Genomic DNA, 18,323 nt, shown 5'->3' on the forward strand with positions numbered 1-18,323 from the left:
AAGTTAACTTTTATTAGGTTTTTGATTTTAAATTATTGAATTTTACTTTATTGAAAAATACGACTATATGCTTGTTTATCTAAGATTATTAAAAGAAAGTTTAGGTTTTGCCGTAAATGCGCTGCGAAATAATAAACTGCGAACGTTGTTGTCGTTATTGGGTGTTACGATCGGAATTTTTTCGATTATTGCTGTTTTGGCGGCGGTCGATTCTTTAGATCGTAAAATTTCTAAAGATTTGAGTAGCTTAGATAAAAATACAATTTATTTAATGAAGTTTAGTTTTGGACCTTCTGAAATTCCACAATGGAAAAGAGATCAGTTTCCAAATGTGAAATACGATGAGTATGTAGGGCTGAAAAATTCATTGACCAATACGGATCAGGTGGCGTATCAGCTTTTTGTAAAACACGAAAGTTTAAAATACGATTCAAAAACTGTAAGTGATGTAAATATTATCCCTTCGTCGAATGAAATTGTAGATATTGAAGGGTTAAGTTTTGATAAGGGGAGATTTTATACCGAATCTGAGTCGAATTCCGGTGCGGCTGTTATTGTTTTGGGTTATGAAATTGCTGAAGGGCTTTTCGGTACAAGTGATCCCATTGGGAAGAGTATCCGTTTGTACGGACAACGTTTTAATGTAATTGGTGTAATTGCAAAACAAGGAGCGGGTTTTTTTGGCGACAGTAATGATACATCGGTTTATTTGCCATCCAATTTTTTACGCCGAATGTATGGTGATAGTGATGCCATGACACCCGTAATTGTTGTGAAGCCTGTAAAAGGGATTGACATGGATGCTTATAAGGCACAGGTGGCACAAAAAATAAGAGCTATTCGTGGTATGAAAGCCGGAGAAATGGATAATTTCTTTATTAATGTACTTTCCGGATTTACCGATTTTATAGATGGAATTTTAGGACAGATGAATGTTGTGGGATGGATTATCAGTGGATTTTCTCTTTTGGTAGGTGGTTTTGGAATTGCCAATATTATGTTTGTATCTGTAAAAGAAAGAACCAATTTAATCGGAATTCAGAAATCACTGGGAGCTAAAAACCGATTCATTTTATTTCAGTTTTTGTTTGAAGCAGTAATTCTTTCTGTTATTGGTGGAATAATAGGTTTGGTGATGGTTTGGGGAATTGCACTGGTCTTAACAAAAGTGCTTGATTTTGAATTTGTTCTTAGTTTCGGGAATATAATTTTAGGAACCACTCTCGCGGCATTTATAGGTTTGGTTTCAGGGATATTACCTGCGATATCTGCTGCAAATCTGGATCCGGTTGAAGCCATTCGAACCGGGATGTAGGCATTCTGCTAAAAAAAATCAATTTTTAACCGTTATTATTTTAGCTCTGCTGTTGAATTTTATCGTAATTTTAATACCCTAATTTAAAAAGCGATACGATGATACCAGTTAAAGCTTATGCAGCCTATGATGCTGTTAATCCGTTAAAACCCTACACGTTTGAAAGAAAAGAAGTAGGTGCCCATCAGGTTCAGATAGAAATTTTGTATAGTGGGGTATGCCATTCCGATATTCATACCGCAAAAGGGGATTGGGGCCCTGTAAATTACCCTTTAGTTCCCGGTCACGAAATTGTAGGCCGAATTGTAGCTGTTGGAAGCGAAGTTTCTAAGTTTAAAATTGGAGAGCTGGCAGGAGTGGGGTGCTTTGTAGATTCCTGCAGAGTCTGTCCAAGTTGTCAGTCCGGTGAAGAGCAATTTTGTGATGAAGGAATGACCGGAACTTACAATGGTGTAGAGAGAGGAACGGATATTCCGACCAAGGGAGGATATTCAACCAGTATTATTGTAGATGAAAGTTATACGCTTCACGTTTCTGAGAAACTCGATATCAAAGGAGTTGCTCCGTTATTATGCGCCGGAATTACAACTTATTCGCCTTTGCGTTATTTAAAAGTTGGTAAAGGACATAAAGTTGGAGTTTTAGGACTTGGGGGCTTAGGTCATATGGCTGTGAAATTTGCAGTTTCTTTTGGTGCCGAAGTTACGATGTTAAGTCACTCTCCTTCCAAAGAAGCCGATGCTAAAAAGTTAGGCGCACATCATTTTGCTTTAACTTCAAATCCGGCAACAATGGAATCGCTTGCCAATAGTTTCGATTTTATTCTGAATACTGTTTCTGCCAAACACGATCATAATGCTTATTTGAATTTGTTGACGACAAACGGAACCATGATCGTAGTAGGTGCTCCGCCTGCACCTGCTGAAATTCCTGTTTTTACTTTAATTATGAAAAGAAGAAGTATCATAGGAAGTTTAATTGGAGGAATCAGAGAAACTCAGGAAATGTTGGATTACTGCGCCGAGCATAATATTACTTCAGATGTTGAGATTATCGATATGGGGTATATTAATGAAGCTTACGACCGAATGAATAAAAGCGATGTGAAGTATCGTTTTGTAATTGATATGGCTTCTTTGAAGTAGTTTTATAAGGTTCAAAGAGGCAAAGGTTTAAAAGGTCTTTTTCTTTGTGTAAACTTTGCGAGCCTTGCGATTAAGATTTAAACGCAAGGCTCGAAGAGTTTTTTATTTTGAAGATTTGGTATGAATTTTAGTTCGGGTAGCTGATTGTTTTGATATGTCGCTCCGTTGGAGCTTTTGCTTGGATTTAATATTTTTGACTATAGATATAATGCTCCTTCGGAGCTTAATCGTATGAAAGAAAAGTCTGTAAAGCTTGTTTTAGAGCTTTACAGACTTTTGTCCTTATTGAATTTTGTGTGTGGTTTGTAAGGACTTTTATCGTGTTAGTTGTCTACCTTTTTGTATTCTAAAGTCCCAAGTTGCTCGTGGGTAATAACACGTTTCTGACTGTCGAAATAGTCAATTTGAAATTTTACAGGAATAAGATCAACGGTAACAGTTAAGGTGTTGTTGTCTTTCGAAAGTTTCCATTTGCCGTTGGTGCTTTTGTCTCCTACGATTCCTGTAAATTTTCCATCCTCGTTGAAGATCTGAAACACCTGATCACTCTTGAATTTTTCTTTTATATCTTTTTCTGTTCCGTTTTTGGTAAGTTTTACCAGTTGCCATTTTCCAATAAGTTCTTTTGACGTTTGTGCCTGAATGGAAAGTGAAGCTAACATAATTAGTGCTAGAAAAACAATCTTTTTCATAAGGTTACGATTTTAAAGTTAGATTTTGAGGAACAAATATATTTTTGAAAGGGCTTATTTTTCTTTCAGTAATTTTTCTAAATATTCAACTTTTTCTTTTTCTGCCTGAAGCATACGTTCGTAGAGTTCAATGACTTTATCTAATGGATTGAAATTGCAATAATTTGCATGAAACATTCCATTTGCTCCATTACAGCTGTTGTCGTAAAAATTATTGAAATAACTAATCATATTTTCGTCTGTAAAGTTTTTTATAGCCTCAACACTTACGCCAAGAGCTTTTGCTACTTCTGCGAGTTTTGCATCGTCTATGGTTTCGCTGTTTTCTATTGCAGATACAGTTTGCTGAGAGGTTCCTAAAGCCTGAGCCAAAGCTTCCTGTTTCATGTCTTTAAGTTCACGAATACGACTAATTTTTCGTCCTATGTGATTTGGTTTTGTTGCTGTACTCATAATTCAAAGATATTTATAAAGCTTTAATAAAAATGGAATTTGGTAAAAAACACATCAATTATTGTGAGATACATTTTTAATAGTTCGTTTGGGTTAAAGCTATTATAATAGATTGATGTATGTAAAGCAAAAATACAATTTTTCAGACAAGTATTAATTAGTTGTTCTTAAAATTGTTAGTTAAGAAAATTCCGTTGGAATGAAATATTGATAAGAATATGATTTATCATGTTGAAGTTGCACACGGATAAAAATTCCGTAGGAATGAAATGTCGGTAGTTTATCGCGTCGAAGTTAGGATTGGTTTTTGCACGCCGATAAAAATTCCGTAGGAATGAAATGTCGGTAGTTTATCGTGTTGAAGTTAGGATTGTGTTTTGCGCATCAATAAAAATTCCGTAGGAATGAAATGTCGGTAGTTTATCGTGTTGAAGTTAGGATTGGGTTTTGCGCATCAATAAAAATTCCGTAGGAATGAAATGTCGGTAGTTTATCGTGTTGAAGTTAGGATTGGGTTTTGCGCATCAATAAAAATTCCGTAGGAATGAAATGTCGGTAGTTTATCGCGTTGAAGTTAGGATTGGGTTTTGCGCATCGATAAAAATTCCGTAGGAATGAAACGTCGGTAGTTTATCGCGTCGAAGTTAGGATTGGTTTTTGCACGCCGATAAAAATTCCGCAGGAATGAAATGTCGGTAGGAACGGCATATTTTGTTGGTTATAAAAATAAAAAAATCCCAAGAAGCAATTTCTTGGGATTTAATCGTTTTAGAAGTTTAAAAACTATCTAATTTCGTTATTCTGAATCAAATCGATATACAAGTTGATTTTGTCTTTCAATTCTTTTCTTGGCGTGATAAAGTCAAGGAAACCGTGCTCTAATAAGAACTCGGCAGTTTGGAAACCTTCCGGTAAATCCTTACCAGTTGTGTCACGAACTACACGCGGACCAGCGAAACCAATCAATGCGCCTGGCTCAGAAATGTTGATATCTCCTAACATGGCGTATGATGCAGTTGTTCCTCCGGTTGTTGGATCTGTACAAAGAGAGATGTAAGGTAATTTAGCTTCTGCTAATTGCGCTAATTTCACAGATGTTTTTGCTAATTGCATTAAAGAATAAGCAGCTTCCATCATACGAGCTCCACCAGACTTAGAAATCATTACAAAAGGCAGTTTGTTTTTGATAGCGTGATCAATACCTCTGGCAATTTTTTCACCTACAACAGCTCCCATAGATCCACCGATAAAGGCGAAATCCATACAGCAAATTACAAGTTCTTTTCCTTTAGATTTTCCCACTCCGGTACGCACAGCGTCTTTTAGGTGAGTTTTTTCCATAACGTCTTTCAGTCGTTCTGCATATTTTTTTGTATCCACAAAATGCAGAGGATCTTTAGAAGTCATGTTTTTATCTAATTCAACAAACTCATTATTGTCAAATAAAATTTCAAAATAGGTTGCGCTTCCAATTCGAACATGAAAATCATCTTCAGGACTTACAAATAAGTTTCGGGCTAATTCGTCAGCATCAATAATTTTTCCTGTTGGAGATTTGTACCACAATCCTTTCGGAACGTCCATCTTATCTTCTGTAGCGGTCGTAATCCCTTTTTCCTGTCTTTTAAACCAAGCCATTTTTTTAGATTTTAGATCTTAGACTTTAGATTTTAGATTTTAGACTTCGAAAAATCTAAAATCTAAAATCAGAAATCTAAAATTTATAGTGTATTTACGTTATTTAAGTCTGCAAAAGCTTGCTCAAGTCTTGTATTGAACGTTACTTCGCTTTCACGTACCCATTTTCTTGGGTCATAATATTTTTTGTTTGGAACATCAGCACCTTCCGGGTTACCAATTTGAGTTTTTAAATAGTCAATGTTTTTAACCATATAATCAAGTATTCCTTCTGTGTATGCAAATTGTAAATCGGTATCGATATTCATTTTGATTACTCCGTATCCAATTGCTTCTCTGATTTCTTCAAGAGTAGAACCTGAACCTCCGTGGAAAACAAAATCTACCGGATTATGACCCGTGTTGAATTTGTTTTGAACGAAATCCTGAGAGTTTTTTAAGATTTTCGGAGTTAATTTTACGTTTCCTGGTTTGTAAACACCGTGAACGTTTCCAAAAGCAGCAGCAATTGTAAATTTAGGGCTTATTTTAGATAATTCTTCATAAGCATAAGCAACTTCTTCCGGCTGAGTATATAATTTTGAACTGTCAACGTCAGAGTTGTCAACACCATCTTCTTCACCACCTGTAATACCAAGTTCGATTTCTAATGTCATTCCCATTTTACTCATTCTTGCCAAATATTCTTTGCAGATTTCGATGTTTTCTTCGATTGGCTCCTCAGATAAGTCAATCATGTGAGAACTGTATAATGGTTTTCCTGTTTCTGCAAAATGTTTTTCAGAAGCATCTAATAAACCATCAATCCAAGGTAATAATTTTTTTGCACAGTGGTCAGTATGTAGAATTACGGTTGCTCCGTAAGCTTCTGCTAAAGTATGAATATGTTTTGCTCCGGCGATTCCACCAGCGATTGCTGCTTTTTCACCTGCATTAGATAGTCCTTTTCCAGCGTTAAACTGTGCTCCACCGTTTGAAAATTGAATGATAACCGGTGCATTTAATTTTGCTGCAGTTTCAAGAACTCCATTGATTGTACTTGAACCAGTAACATTTACTGCAGGTAATGCAAATCCTTTTTCTTTCGCATAATTAAAGATCTCCTGAACCTGATCTCCCGTAGCTACTCCCGGTTTAATATTGTGTGCCATTGTAATTTTTTTTTAGTTGTTTTTAGTTTTTAGGTTGCAAAAATAAGAATTAATTAGCATTAGAATGGATAATTTATTCCAAAATTTAAAACCGAGTGCCCAAAATTGTATTCTTTAAACCAGCGATCTCCCTTCTCATGTGCTGGGTTATAGGTCTTAAAGCCCATATCTAAACGGATAACAAAAAAGCTTAAATCGTATCGTAAACCAAATCCTGTACCTAGTGCAATTTCAGCTAAATCGTTTACGCTAGAGAATTTTGCTTTCTCATCAATCACATTATCGAGCACATTCCAGATATTTCCGGCATCTGCAAAGATGGCTCCTTTAACGGCGCCAAAAATTTTAAAACGAAGCTCGGCACTCATGGCAATTTTCATATTGGCCTCGTTGAAATCATTTGCGGCATTTGTGCTTCCGGGACCCAAAGAATAGGGCTGCCATGCGCGGTTGTCGTTTGAACCTCCTGCATAATAACTTCGTGAAAACGGGATGTAGTTTGAATTTCCAAATGGAACCGCAATTCCGAAAAAGGTTCTTACGGCCAGTACTTTTTCTTTTCCAAAATCCCAGTGTTTGATATAATCAAATTCAGTTTTGATGTATTCTGAATATTCCAGATTAAAAATTTCATAATTGCCTTTGTCATTTTTTTGAAAGTTCCCAATGTTTGAAATAGCAGATAGCAAAGTACCGGCTGATTCTATTTTGGTTTTAAACTGATAGAATGTATTATCGGCAAGATCTTTTTTTGTGGTTTTGGTAAAAGTATAGCTGGTGGCCAGAATAAAGTCATTCTCGGTTAGACGAATTCTTCTTTCTTCGATGCTTTTTACATCTTTATAGGCCTGATCCGGAAGGATTAAGCTAGAATTGGGGGACAACACATCATTGGTAAACCCGGTAGTCCCTTTGGGAATGCTTAGGTTTCGATCGTCCGGACTGTTATAATAATCCTCATTTTTATTGTATATCGTACCAATATTGTTTAATTCTCTATAAGATGTTCTATAAACGTTAAAGTAGTTATCCGGATTTAAATTTCGTACGAATTGTGCATTAAGGAGTTCAAATTTTGCCGTATTCCCTCGTTTAGGAGACCAGTTGTAAGCGATTCCTCCTGTGAAATTTTCTTTGTCCAGTCCAATATTTCTTTGTTTAGAGAAACCTGCAGCAACGCTGGTGGAAGGAATCATTCTTTTTGGAATAATTTTTTCTGTTCCAAAAGGCAGTAAGATCCTTGGGAAATTTAGTTTCAAATCGAGACCATATTCAGAAACGTTGAAGAAATTGTTGTTGGGGTTCGCCATATCTCTGGATGACCCTAAATTTAATCGCGTAGAAATTTCCAAAGTTTCGGCTCTGTTAAAAACGTTACGAATAGTTTCGGAAATACTTGCTCCAATACCAAAATCCTGAATGTTAGAATGTGTAACGTCAAAAGTAGCTCCAAAGCTGTATTTTTTTCTTGGAGTAAGATAGACATTAGCAATTAAGGACTGCGCAGTTGAGTCGCGTTTGTCGACTGTATACTGAATAGAGGGATAATTGAAAATTTTCAGATTGTTCAGATATCTTGAGGAAAGAGTAGTTCTGGTGTCTGAAAAAGTACTTCCCTTGGTGATAAAAACCGCATCGGTAATGGCTCGTGGTCTGTATTTTAGTTTTTTATAACTGTATAGATTAAAGTTGTTGTAGGTGGTGCTGTCTGTGATTTTGTTTTTTGCATTTGTTGCGGAATAATCAGTGTAGATGTTGACGTCACTAATTTTGTACAGTTTAAAAGGCTCTGTTCTGCTTGAATCTCTTCCCTGGATGTTATTGTTGTTTACAATCAAAGTTACATTGGCTTTGTCTTTTTTGCCAATAGTATCAATATCAAAAGTCACATAAGTAGGCTGGAAATAATAGGCTCCGTGGTTTCTAAAGTAAGTGGTAAGACGATTTTTTTCTTCTTCAAAATCTACGGTTTTGTATTGTTTTCCTGATTTTAAAACCGAAGGGTCAGGATTAACTTTGTATAACGAGTCTAACGCAGGAGTCATTATTTTCGTTTTGATAGTGTCTAAAGTATAAGCAGGTCCGGTTGTAATATTGTAGTTTATCTTCGCTTTTTTTCTTCCAACACTGTCAATATTATAATCTGTTGCAACTTTAAAATAACCACTGTTGAAATAATAATATTTTAGACGAAGGAGTGTTTTCTTTGTTTTCGCAGTATCAATAATTACCGGAGCTTCACCGGTGCTTTTTAGAAATTCATGAATACCTTTGTACATAAAGGATTGTCCCAGACGATCTACTTGTTTCGCAGATAAAAGTTTTGACTGGCGTTCGTACAAACCCGGATTGTTTTTGAATTTAGCTTTATAGGTTGAGTCCGGATTTAAATTGGCAAGGTTGTATAAATTCAAACGAAGACGATATCCTAATAGGGTACCATTTGGTTTTTGGTACATTTGATTGAAGGCAGTTTCGTCGTTAGTTGACTTGCCATTTACAAGAATAGTATTTTTAACAAGAAGGTTTTTTCCATCAGGAACTCTTTTTACAGCATTACAAGCGCAAATAAATATTGCTATTAGGATAAATGCTATTATTTTTGTGGAATTCTTTTTCAAGTGTTCTTAAATATTTAATTCAAAAGTACATTATTTTATGGTTAGTAAAAACCAAATAAAGCTTATCTCAGGGTTACATCAAAAAAAGCAACGTTTTGCAAATCAATTGTTTTTCGCCGAGGGAGTAAAAGTAATTCAAGAATTGTTGCAATCCAATTTTGAACTAGAGCATTTATACACGACTCTAAATGATTTTGAAGAGGTTCATTCTTCAAAGCGAACTTTAATTTATGAGCAGGAACTTAAAAAAATAAGTGCTTTATCTACTCCTAATTCCTGTTTGGCTGTTTTTAAAATTCCTGCCGAAAATAAAATAATCGATTCGGGCTTAATTTTGGCTTTAGACGATATTCGTGATCCCGGAAATTTAGGAACCATTTTGCGCCTTTGTGACTGGTTTGGGATCAAGCAAATTGTTTGCTCAAAAGAAACCGTCGATATTTACAATCCAAAGGTGGTGCAGGCAACCATGGGGTCTATTACCAGAGTAAATGTTAATTATGTTGATCTCGAAACGTTTATAGCTCAAACAAAATTAGCTGTATTTGGAACTTTTATGGATGGTGAAAACATCTATAAAACCGATCTTCCTCAGGATGGAATCATTATCATGGGTAATGAAGCCAACGGGATTTCACCGGAAATTGAAAAAATGGTTACAAGCCGACTTACCATTCCAAGATTTGGAGAGCTGCAAAAAACAGAAAGTTTAAATGTAGCTACCGCAACAGCAATTATTCTTAGTGAGTTTAAACGAAATAGTTAAGTATTTGTTTTAATGAAAAGTAAAATTTATTAAAATAGCTCTTGATTTCATAGAATCGATATTGTCAGTCCAAGGGCTAGGTCCGTTTGCCGGATTATCGCGAATTAACTCGTCTGAAATTCCAAACATCCCTCGAATAGAAGGAGAGAAGATGAAATACTCAGAGAAAATGTCTATTCCAAAACCTAGCTCATAAGCGGCAGTCCATTGTTTTACTCTGAATTTCCCTTCGAAGTTGTCGTCTTTTGATTTAGCATTGCTGGATAGGTTAAGTGTCGAAGACATTCCGCCAACTAAATAAGGACGAATGTTTCCGGTACGCAATGCTGAGAATTTTAAGAGTAAAGGAAAGTGGATATACGTACTGTTTACTTCCCTAAGGTAGTCTTTTTGCAAAGGCAAATTTGGGTAATGCAAGTCACGTTTGGTATAGTACAATCCTGGTTCAAAACGAAGATTAATATATTCTTGTAATCTTAAATCTGCTACAACACCAACATTAAAACCGGTAGTCTTTTTTGTTTGAACATCGGGACCGGGAGATTTGTAGTCAAACTTAAAGTCAAAACTATTAAACCCAAGGTAATAACCGAAATACAGGCGTTGTTTTTGCCAGTTTTCAAGATTAATGATAGGATCTTTGCTGAACATGCTTTTAGCAAATTGCGAATATCCTTGCGTCGATAAGACTAATAGAAGTAAGACTACAATTTTTTTCATACTATTTTTTAGAGGCAGAATAAATGGTTGCAACACCAAAAGTTTGAGGCATTGCTACAACATCTATAAACCCAATTTTTCTTAAAATATTGTTCAGAGCTTCTCCGTAAGGGAAAACTGCAGCAGATTCAGATAAATAACCATAAGCTGAATTGTCTTTAGAAAAGAGTTTTCCAATAATGGGAAGGATGTTTTTGCTGTAAAATTTATAGCCTTGTTTGTATGGTGTTTTGTCCGGAACCGAGGTTTCCAGAATTACAAAAACACCATTTGGTTTTAAAACCCTTAGAATTTCTGCAAATCCTTTTTCCAGGTTTTCAAAATTTCGAACACCAAATCCAACTGTTATGGCATCGAAATGATTGTCGTCAAAAGGAATTTTTTCAGAATCTCCCAAAACTAAATCTATAGTATTAGATAATCCTTTTGCCTGAACTTTTTTCTTTCCTACCTCAAGCATTCCGGCTGAAATATCTAAACCTATAATTTTTTCAGCATTGGTCTGCGACATTAATATGGCAAGATCACCGGTTCCGGTTGCAATATCAAGAATGATTTTTGGTTTTGTATCCGAAACAATTTTGAGCACTTTTTTCCGCCACTTGGTGTCAATTCCAAATGAGATCACACGATTTAAATTATCATAGTTGCCGGAGATGTTGTCAAACATTTGGGCAACCTGCTCTTTTTTACCTAAAGAAGAGTCTTTATATGGAGTTATTTTTTCAGACATTATTTTAATTTACGCAAATATAATACAATCTGTCTTAACTGTAATTGGGTTTTTTATTTTGTGTTTTAATTGTTTTAAAAGTAGGGGGGATTGATGTTGGATATCAAATTTTTTTAGCATCACCAAAAATGGTTATTTTGAAAAAATCACTAAAAGTGGGTATTGTGGAACCATGGATTTATATGCACTTTTGTCACAGTAATAATGATGAAGTTTAAAAGATTGATCGTTATAAATGGCTCAAAGTAACTGAGTATTATTTTTGCACTTGTGCTTAAGTTTGTCAGGAAAGTAGTTAAAGAGGTATTGTTTTTGGGGTCAATACTCTATTTTTTAAAAGTGTGAAATACGTTCTTAGGATTAAATTTGTTTTTGGAAATTTGCCTTTAATATCTTAGTGGTATTTGTTATTAAAGGCGTCCCTTGAGATTATATCTCAACAAACAGTGTTATTTAATTATTTCAAATGTTATTTTTAATATTTGTTATTTTATCAAAGCTATTTCCTGAGTGAGTCCATTTAGAAGGTCAATTGTTTTTGAAAAACATCCTCCAAAAGAGGATGTTTTTTTTATTTTCGGATATAAGTTTCGTACGTATAATCATAGAGGTGCTTCTCGTCTTTAAAATTCTCTTCCGATTCAACAAGCTGCCATTCATTTTCATTGATTTTAGGAAAGAAAGCATCTGCTTCAAAAGTATGATGTACTTTGGTAACTTCGATAATATCGGTATAAGGTAAACCAAGATTGTAGATTTCGCCCCCTCCAATAATATAAGAGTCTTCGTCTTTAGGGCATACGGCTATCGCTTTTTCGATAGAATCAACAACAATACAGCCTTCCGGATGGTAATCATTTTGACGAGTTATTACAACATGTACTCTGTTGGGTAAAGGTTTTGGGAAACTTTCGAAAGTTTTTCTCCCCATAATAATATGATGGTTGGTAGTGAGCGATTTAAATCTTTTAAAATCATTCGGTAGATGCCAAACTAATTCATTGTTTTTTCCCAGTTCGTTATTTTCGGCAACAGCCGCTATCATTATAATCATGGTATTCTAAACTAAATTTTATTTTCGGAATCTTCATTTACTTTCGATTCTAACTGACTAATTCTTTTCTGTTGTAAAGCAACAAGCCGGTCAATTTGTTCTCTTTCCCATTTTTTGTTCATGAACCGGTCTGTGATGTATACTTTTATAAAATGTAAAATGAAGATAAAAAGCCAGATTGTTATGGCCCAAATACACCAGTCTTGCCCGTTGGTGGCTCCAAGGCCAAAGAATCGATTGGCGATAAATAAAAATAAACTCCCTAGAATAAAAAGCACAAAATGAAAATAAAGAACCTTCTTTTGTCTGATTCTTCTTCTGGCATACTCGTATTGTTCGTGTACTTCCTTTTCCATAAGATATAAATGAGGTCATAAAGTTAAAATTTATTTTGTAATGATCCATTTAGATTGGGGAATATTTCTATTAAAGTGATTTAACGCTTTGAAATCCAAAATTTTATATGGATTTATTTATCGATAGTAAAAAAAATAAGGAGTGTTTTTGATATAATCATAAAACGATTACAGAGGTGAGGTGAGTTCAGATGAATTTATGTAATTTAGTCTATGAATCTAAAAATTAAATAGTTATGTCTTTAAAGAAACAGTTTGTAAAAACGAAACCCGTGTGTAAAGTCACCTTTACAATAGATGCAAAAGATGCAAATTCGGCGGCGGTTGTTGGGGATTTTAACAATTGGAATCCCGAGGAAGGAGTTTTAAGTAAATTGAAAAATGGAACTTTTAAAGCTACTTACGATTTGGTGAAAGACGCGATTTACGAATTTAAATACGTAGTGGACGGAGTGTATGAAAACGACCCGGAGGCGGATTCGTATAAGTGGAATGATTATGCCGGAAGCGAAAATAGCGTGTTGGTAGTATAAAAAAATCCGCTTAAAATTTTAAGCGGATTTTTTTATGTTTTATACAGCAACACTTCCTTTTATGCCGGCATGCGGTTCGTAATCTAAAAGCGTGAAGTCATTGTAATCAAAGTCGAAAATGTTTTTAATCTCCGGATTTAAAACCATCTTAGGTAACGGTTTCGGCTCACGTGTAAGTTGCAGTTCTAATTGCTCAAAATGATTGTTGTAAATATGGGCATCTCCAAATGTGTGAATGAATTCTCCGGGTTCCAATTCGCAAACCTGTGCAATCATCAAGGTTAATAAAGCATAAGAGGCGATGTTAAATGGAACTCCCAAAAATATATCGGCACTTCGCTGGTACAGTTGGCAGGAAAGTTTTCCTTTTGTTTCTCCTTTTTCGGTGTCAGGACTTGTGACATAAAATTGAAAGAAAGCATGGCAAGGAGGTAAAGCTGCTTTGTTGTTGGCTACATTTTCTTCAAATGATTTTTTAGTATCCGGCAGGACCGAAGGATTCCATGCTGAAACCAGCATTCTTCGGCTGTTTGGATTTGTTTTTAACTCAGTAATTAATTCAGAGATCTGATCAATTTCTTCGCTGTTCCAATTGCGCCATTGATGTCCGTAAACAGGGCCTAAATCGCCATTAGAGTCTGCCCAGGCATCCCAAATTTTTACACCGTTTTCCTGAAGGTACTTTACGTTGGTATCACCTTTTAAGAACCAAAGCAATTCATATATGATTGATTTTAGGTGTAGTTTTTTGGTGGTAACCATTGGGAAACCTTCACTTAAATCAAATCGCATTTGGTAGCCAAAAACACTTTTGGTTCCCGTTCCTGTTCTGTCTCCTTTTTGGCAACCGTTGTCTAAAACGTGTCGTACCAAATCTAAGTATTGCTTCATGGTGCTTTAAGCTTTAGGCTTTAAGCTTTAGGCTTTATCCTAAATACTTATAGCTTGTTTTTTATGTTTCGGGCTTTAAAGCTTACGGCCTAATGCCTACGGCTTATTGCCTTAAATTATCTTTTCGAAATTTCGTCTCGAATTTTAGCTGCTTTTTCGTAATCTTCCTGAGAAACAGCCTGGTCTAAAAGTTCGTTTAGTTCCTGTAAGCTATGTTTGGAATAAATATCTCCGGATTGATTGCTTTCCTCTTCACGTCCAAAAGTTTCCGGATTCGAAAGTACATCGTCGATTTCCTGAGATCCCTGATCGGTTTCTGCCGTATTCGATTTTAAATAAATTCCCGCTTTGTCCAGAATGTTTTTGTAAGTAAAAATCGGAGCATTAAATCGCAAAGCCAATGCAATGGCGTCAGAAGTTCTGGCATCGATAATTTCTTCGATTTTGTCTCTTTCGCAGATTAAACTGGAATAAAAAACACCATCCACAAGTTTGTGAATAATTACTTGTTTTACGACTATATCAAATCTTTCAGCGAAGTTTCTGAACAAATCGTGCGTTAAGGGACGCGGAGGTTTAATTTCTTTTTCCAGAGCAATAGCAATCGATTGTGCTTCAAAAGCACCAATAACGATAGGCAATTTTCTTTCGCCATCAACTTCATTCAAAATTAAGGCATAAGCGCCATTTTGAGTTTGACTGTATGAAATTCCTTTTATAGATAATTTTACTAGACTCATATATATGGGTAAAAAAGGGCAATTATTGCCTCATTTTGATACTTTTTTTGATTGAAAAATAAAGGTGCAATTTTAATCAAAAAATATGGAACAAAAAAGCTACCTAAAACAAAGATACGATTATCTTGTTTTTAGGTAGCTATATTTTTAAAGAGAATTTTTAAATTAAGAATGTTGTGCTTTAAAAGCTTTTAATTTCTCAATTAATTGCGGTACAATTTCGAAAGCATCTCCAACTACTCCGTAATCAGCTACTTTAAAGAAAGGAGCTTCAGGATCGTTGTTGATTACCACTTTTACTTTTGATGAGTTGATACCTGCAATGTGCTGAATAGCACCAGAAATTCCTATTGCAATGTATAAATTAGTGGCAACCGGTTTTCCGGTTTGTCCAACGTGCTCGCTGTGAGGTCTCCATCCTAAGTCAGAAACCGGTTTAGAACAAGCTGTTGCGGCGCCTAATACAGAAGCAAGATCTTCAACTAATCCCCAGTTTTCAGGGCCTTTTAGTCCACGTCCGCCTGAAACTACGACATCAGCATCAGCGATAGAAACTTTTCCGGTTACTTTTTCTACAGATTCTACTTTTACTCCAAAATCGTTGTCTCCAATTGTTGGGTTGAAATCTTCTTCGGTTGCAGATCCTGCACTTTCGAAAATTCCGTAAGAGTTTTTAGCAAGACCAAGAACTTTTACCTCTGTAGTGATTTCAGTAATATTGAAAGCTTTGTTAGAGAAAGCATTTCTTTTTACCTGAAAAGGAGAAGTGCTAACCGGCAATCCAACCACATTTGAAGCGAAACCAGCGTTTAAAGCTACAGCTACTAATGATGAAAGGTAGATACTGTCTGTTGTAGAAGAAAGTAAAACTACTTTTGTAGCTTCTTTTTCAGCGGCTTGTTTGATCACATCGGCATAAGCCTTAGCAGTAAAACCGGCTAATTTATCGTTGTTTACTTTTAATACTTTATCAACTCCGTATTTTGATAATTCGCTAACGTCACTAATGTTTACGGTTAAAGCGGTAACAGTTGTTCCTAAAGTTTCGGCTACTTTTTTAGCGTAAGAAGCTAGTTCAAAAGCTACTTTTTTAAATTTTCCTTCTGCAGATTCTGCATATATTAATATTGACATAATAATTTTAGATTTTAGATTTTAGATTTCAGATTTTTAAAATTGAAATCTAAAATGATTATTGATTTTAGATTTTGAAGTGAATCAATTGTTGGTTTTAGATTTAGTATTGCGATCTGCAATCTAAAATCTAAAGTCTACAATCTTAGATCACCTTAGCCTCGTTGTGTAATAAATTGATTAATTCATCTAAATTATCAGGAGAAACTAATTTTACGGCTGATTTAGGAGCTGGTTTTTCAAATTTTACCGCTTTTGTGTTTACCGGAGCATCAACTGGTTCTAGAATAGTTAACGCTTTTGTTCTTGCTGTCATGATTCCTCTCATGTTTGGAATACGTAAGTCTTTTTCTTCAACAAGACCTTTTTGACCACCAATGATTAAAGGTAAAGTAGTGCTTACAGTTTCTTTTCCGCCATCGATTTCACGAACTGCTTTTACATTACTGCCTTCAACAGTGATCGAAGTACAAGAGTTTAAAAAGTTAGAACCTAAAATTCCTGCAATCATCCCAGGAACCATTCCACCATTATAATCTAAAGATTCTTTTCCGGCAATTACCAAATCATAACCACCATTTTTAATTACTTCAGCCAATTGTTTTGCAACAAAAAAACCATCAGTTGGGTTGGCATTTACACGAATCGCTTCGTTTGCACCAATTGCCAAAGCTTTACGTAAAGTAGGCTCAGTATCAGGTCCTCCAACATTTACAACTGTTACCGTTGCGCCTTGTTGCTCCTGAAACCAGATTGCACGTGTAAGACCAAACTCGTCATTAGGATTAATTACATATTGAACACCATTGGTATCGAATTCTGAGTCACCATTGGAGAAGTTAATTTTTGAAGTAGTATCAGGCACATGGCTGATGCAAACTAATATTTTCATAAGTATATATTTTGATAAATTATAAAACGCTTCCACAAATTTAGAAATTAAAATCGAAATAATATACTATGCATGCATAATATTTTTTAAAAACTATTACGTTTTCGCAGATTATGGAATAAGGAAAGCCGTTCGTCGTTATTGAATAGTGATAATGCATTGATGTTTCCTGATTCTTAGGGATTTTGTAAAACAGGGGTTGCTCGAACTGTTAAATTTGTTGTGGATTATACTATAATTTCGATTGTTACGTTAGTTAGTAGGAATTTTACTGAAGTGAAGTCTGACATTAGAGAGGGAAGTTGGGCTGAAAAAAAGTTTTTAAGTGATAAAACGTTAATTACATCGATTTCGTAATTATCACAATAAATTTGAAAAAGTTAAAAGCGCAGGAGAGACGGAAGTTCGTGTGATTTTAAATTCAATTTATGCTTTTAAGTGATTTAAAATATTTATTTTTGCTCTTCAGAAAATTCAACATACAATATAAATATGAGAACAATACAATTTAGAGAGGCCATTTGTGAAGCGATGAGCGAAGAAATGCGTCACGATGAATCCATATATTTAATGGGCGAAGAAGTTGCAGAATACAACGGAGCTTACAAAGCTTCAAAAGGAATGCTTGCTGAGTTTGGTGAAAAAAGAGTAATCGATACTCCAATTGCTGAGCTTGGTTTTACAGGAATTGCAGTAGGATCAGCAATGAATGGCTGTCGTCCTATTGTTGAGTATATGACTTTCAACTTTTGTTTAGTAGGTATTGATCAAATTATAAATAATGCTGCTAAAATGCGTCAAATGACAGGTGGACAATTTAATGTGCCTATCGTTTTTCGTGGACCAACTGCTTCTGCAGGTCAATTAGGAGCAACTCACTCTCAAGCTTTAGAAAACTGGTTTGCTAATACTCCGGGACTTAAAGTGGTTGTGCCTTCAACTCCTTATGATGCAAAAGGACTTTTAAAATCTGCTATTCGTGATAATGATCCAGTAATTTTTATGGAATCTGAGCAAATGTATGGTGACAAAGGGGAGGTGCCGGACGGAGAATATACAATTCCATTAGGAGTTGCCGATATTAAACGTGAAGGAAAAGACGTTACAATTGTTTCTTTTGGTAAAATTATCAAAGAAGCTTTTATCGCTGCTGATGAATTGGCTAAAGAAGGAATCTCTTGTGAGATTATCGATTTAAGAACAGTTCGTCCAATGGATAAAGAAACTATTCTTGCTTCTGTAAGAAAAACAAACCGTTTAGTAGTTTTAGAAGAGGCTTGGCCATTTGCAAGTATTTCATCTGAGATTACTTATATCGTTCAGGAACAAGCATTCGATTTTCTTGATGCGCCAATTCAGCGTATTACGACTGCCGATGCACCTGCACCATATTCTCCTGTTTTACTAAAAGATTGGTTGCCAAATGCCGGTGATGTAGTAAAAGCAGTAAAGAAAGTAATGTACAAATAGTAAATTAAACGATACTTAT

At 35.2% G+C, this 18,323-nt stretch carries 18 protein-coding genes; 5 read left to right on the forward strand and 13 right to left on the reverse strand.

Going from position 1 to position 18,323, the window contains the following annotated elements:
• Positions 1-67: 67 nt before the first annotated feature.
• Together LNQ34_RS10555 and LNQ34_RS10560 are read left to right on the forward strand one after the other, a co-directional pair.
• Positions 68-1,315, forward strand: coding sequence for an ABC transporter permease (locus tag LNQ34_RS10555; RefSeq protein ID WP_202700646.1), 1,248 nt, complete (start codon positions 68-70; stop codon positions 1,313-1,315).
• Positions 1,316-1,413: 98 nt separating this feature from the next.
• Positions 1,414-2,460, forward strand: a complete 1,047-nt coding sequence (locus LNQ34_RS10560) for an NAD(P)-dependent alcohol dehydrogenase (RefSeq protein WP_229999636.1) — start codon at positions 1,414-1,416, stop codon at positions 2,458-2,460.
• A gap of 323 nt (positions 2,461-2,783) precedes the next feature.
• Here LNQ34_RS10560 and LNQ34_RS10565 read toward each other — a convergent pair whose 3' ends face one another.
• The 5 genes from LNQ34_RS10565 to tamL form a co-directional block, all read right to left on the reverse strand.
• The gene (locus LNQ34_RS10565) at positions 2,784-3,152 is read right to left on the reverse strand and encodes a lipocalin family protein (RefSeq protein ID WP_229999638.1); all 369 of its coding nucleotides are present in this window, start codon (positions 3,150-3,152) and stop codon (positions 2,784-2,786) included.
• A gap of 54 nt (positions 3,153-3,206) precedes the next feature.
• Positions 3,207-3,605 (reverse strand): helix-turn-helix domain-containing protein, encoded by a 399-nt coding sequence (locus tag LNQ34_RS10570; RefSeq protein ID WP_229999639.1) that lies wholly within the window; start codon positions 3,603-3,605, stop codon positions 3,207-3,209.
• 783 nt (positions 3,606-4,388) lie between these two features.
• Positions 4,389-5,243, reverse strand: coding sequence for an acetyl-CoA carboxylase, carboxyltransferase subunit beta (gene accD / locus LNQ34_RS10575; protein WP_070905905.1), 855 nt, complete (start codon positions 5,241-5,243; stop codon positions 4,389-4,391).
• Between the two features lie 83 nt (positions 5,244-5,326).
• Positions 5,327-6,394, reverse strand: coding sequence for a class II fructose-bisphosphate aldolase (fbaA, locus tag LNQ34_RS10580; RefSeq protein ID WP_229999641.1), 1,068 nt, complete (start codon positions 6,392-6,394; stop codon positions 5,327-5,329).
• 59 nt (positions 6,395-6,453) lie between these two features.
• Positions 6,454-9,015, reverse strand: a complete 2,562-nt coding sequence (tamL, locus tag LNQ34_RS10585) for a translocation and assembly module lipoprotein TamL (protein WP_229999642.1) — start codon at positions 9,013-9,015, stop codon at positions 6,454-6,456.
• Between the two features lie 37 nt (positions 9,016-9,052).
• Between tamL and LNQ34_RS10590 the strand changes: the two genes are divergently transcribed.
• The gene (locus LNQ34_RS10590; protein ID WP_202700650.1) at positions 9,053-9,781 is read left to right on the forward strand and encodes a TrmH family RNA methyltransferase; all 729 of its coding nucleotides are present in this window, start codon (positions 9,053-9,055) and stop codon (positions 9,779-9,781) included.
• A 9-nt stretch (positions 9,782-9,790) separates the two neighbouring features.
• Here LNQ34_RS10590 and porT read toward each other — a convergent pair whose 3' ends face one another.
• The 4 genes from porT to LNQ34_RS10610 form a co-directional block, all read right to left on the reverse strand.
• Entirely contained in the window at positions 9,791-10,501 is a 711-nt protein-coding gene (gene porT, locus LNQ34_RS10595; RefSeq protein WP_202700651.1) for a type IX secretion/gliding motility protein PorT/SprT, read from the reverse strand.
• Between the two features lies 1 nt (position 10,502).
• A complete protein-coding gene (ubiE, locus tag LNQ34_RS10600; protein WP_202700652.1) occupies positions 10,503-11,234 on the reverse strand; it encodes a bifunctional demethylmenaquinone methyltransferase/2-methoxy-6-polyprenyl-1,4-benzoquinol methylase UbiE in 732 nt (243 codons plus the stop codon).
• Positions 11,235-11,805: 571 nt separating this feature from the next.
• Positions 11,806-12,288 (reverse strand): dihydrofolate reductase, encoded by a 483-nt coding sequence (locus tag LNQ34_RS10605; RefSeq protein ID WP_202700653.1) that lies wholly within the window; start codon positions 12,286-12,288, stop codon positions 11,806-11,808.
• Between the two features lie 11 nt (positions 12,289-12,299).
• On the reverse strand, positions 12,300-12,644 hold the full coding sequence (locus LNQ34_RS10610; protein ID WP_202700654.1) for a 2TM domain-containing protein: 345 nt from the start codon (positions 12,642-12,644) through the stop codon (positions 12,300-12,302).
• A gap of 236 nt (positions 12,645-12,880) precedes the next feature.
• On the opposite strand from LNQ34_RS10610, the gene LNQ34_RS10615 reads away from it, so the two are divergent.
• Positions 12,881-13,177: an isoamylase early set domain-containing protein gene (locus LNQ34_RS10615; RefSeq protein WP_202700655.1), complete on the forward strand. Its 297-nt coding sequence runs from the start codon at positions 12,881-12,883 to the stop codon at positions 13,175-13,177.
• Between the two features lie 39 nt (positions 13,178-13,216).
• Here the strand turns inward: LNQ34_RS10615 and LNQ34_RS10620 are convergent, their stop codons facing one another.
• The 4 genes from LNQ34_RS10620 to LNQ34_RS10635 form a co-directional block, all read right to left on the reverse strand.
• Positions 13,217-14,068, reverse strand: a complete 852-nt coding sequence (locus tag LNQ34_RS10620; RefSeq protein ID WP_229999643.1) for a thymidylate synthase — start codon at positions 14,066-14,068, stop codon at positions 13,217-13,219.
• A gap of 116 nt (positions 14,069-14,184) precedes the next feature.
• The gene (locus LNQ34_RS10625; protein ID WP_202700656.1) at positions 14,185-14,808 is read right to left on the reverse strand and encodes a bifunctional nuclease family protein; all 624 of its coding nucleotides are present in this window, start codon (positions 14,806-14,808) and stop codon (positions 14,185-14,187) included.
• A 165-nt stretch (positions 14,809-14,973) separates the two neighbouring features.
• Positions 14,974-15,942 carry an electron transfer flavoprotein subunit alpha/FixB family protein gene (locus LNQ34_RS10630; RefSeq protein WP_202700657.1) on the reverse strand — a complete coding sequence of 323 codons (969 nt, stop codon included), beginning with the start codon at positions 15,940-15,942 and terminating at the stop codon, positions 14,974-14,976.
• A gap of 145 nt (positions 15,943-16,087) precedes the next feature.
• Positions 16,088-16,834: an electron transfer flavoprotein subunit beta/FixA family protein gene (locus LNQ34_RS10635; protein ID WP_017498361.1), complete on the reverse strand. Its 747-nt coding sequence runs from the start codon at positions 16,832-16,834 to the stop codon at positions 16,088-16,090.
• Positions 16,835-17,326: 492 nt separating this feature from the next.
• Between LNQ34_RS10635 and LNQ34_RS10640 the strand changes: the two genes are divergently transcribed.
• Positions 17,327-18,304, forward strand: coding sequence for a pyruvate dehydrogenase complex E1 component subunit beta (locus LNQ34_RS10640; RefSeq protein ID WP_202700658.1), 978 nt, complete (start codon positions 17,327-17,329; stop codon positions 18,302-18,304).
• Positions 18,305-18,323 lie beyond the last annotated feature (19 nt).

Source organism: Flavobacterium lipolyticum, assembly GCF_020905335.1.
Lineage (GTDB): Bacteria > Bacteroidota > Bacteroidia > Flavobacteriales > Flavobacteriaceae > Flavobacterium > Flavobacterium lipolyticum.

Excerpts from the sequence above, each read along its gene's own strand:
- LNQ34_RS10555 (WP_202700646.1), top strand. The coding sequence starts at position 68 with ATGCTTGTTTATCTAAGATTATTAAAAGAAAGTTTAGGTTTTGCCGTA.
- LNQ34_RS10560 (WP_229999636.1), top strand. The coding sequence starts at position 1,414 with ATGATACCAGTTAAAGCTTATGCAGCCTATGATGCTGTTAATCCGTTA.
- LNQ34_RS10565 (WP_229999638.1), bottom strand. The coding sequence starts at position 3,152 with ATGAAAAAGATTGTTTTTCTAGCACTAATTATGTTAGCTTCACTTTCC.
- LNQ34_RS10570 (WP_229999639.1), bottom strand. The coding sequence starts at position 3,605 with ATGAGTACAGCAACAAAACCAAATCACATAGGACGAAAAATTAGTCGT.
- accD (WP_070905905.1), bottom strand. The coding sequence starts at position 5,243 with ATGGCTTGGTTTAAAAGACAGGAAAAAGGGATTACGACCGCTACAGAA.
- fbaA (WP_229999641.1), bottom strand. The coding sequence starts at position 6,394 with ATGGCACACAATATTAAACCGGGAGTAGCTACGGGAGATCAGGTTCAG.
- LNQ34_RS10590 (WP_202700650.1), top strand. The coding sequence starts at position 9,053 with ATGGTTAGTAAAAACCAAATAAAGCTTATCTCAGGGTTACATCAAAAA.
- porT (WP_202700651.1), bottom strand. The coding sequence starts at position 10,501 with ATGAAAAAAATTGTAGTCTTACTTCTATTAGTCTTATCGACGCAAGGA.
- ubiE (WP_202700652.1), bottom strand. The coding sequence starts at position 11,234 with ATGTCTGAAAAAATAACTCCATATAAAGACTCTTCTTTAGGTAAAAAA.
- LNQ34_RS10605 (WP_202700653.1), bottom strand. The coding sequence starts at position 12,288 with ATGATTATAATGATAGCGGCTGTTGCCGAAAATAACGAACTGGGAAAA.
- LNQ34_RS10610 (WP_202700654.1), bottom strand. The coding sequence starts at position 12,644 with ATGGAAAAGGAAGTACACGAACAATACGAGTATGCCAGAAGAAGAATC.
- LNQ34_RS10615 (WP_202700655.1), top strand. The coding sequence starts at position 12,881 with ATGTCTTTAAAGAAACAGTTTGTAAAAACGAAACCCGTGTGTAAAGTC.
- LNQ34_RS10620 (WP_229999643.1), bottom strand. The coding sequence starts at position 14,068 with ATGAAGCAATACTTAGATTTGGTACGACACGTTTTAGACAACGGTTGC.
- LNQ34_RS10625 (WP_202700656.1), bottom strand. The coding sequence starts at position 14,808 with ATGAGTCTAGTAAAATTATCTATAAAAGGAATTTCATACAGTCAAACT.
- LNQ34_RS10630 (WP_202700657.1), bottom strand. The coding sequence starts at position 15,942 with ATGTCAATATTAATATATGCAGAATCTGCAGAAGGAAAATTTAAAAAA.
- LNQ34_RS10635 (WP_017498361.1), bottom strand. The coding sequence starts at position 16,834 with ATGAAAATATTAGTTTGCATCAGCCATGTGCCTGATACTACTTCAAAA.
- LNQ34_RS10640 (WP_202700658.1), top strand. The coding sequence starts at position 17,327 with ATGAGAACAATACAATTTAGAGAGGCCATTTGTGAAGCGATGAGCGAA.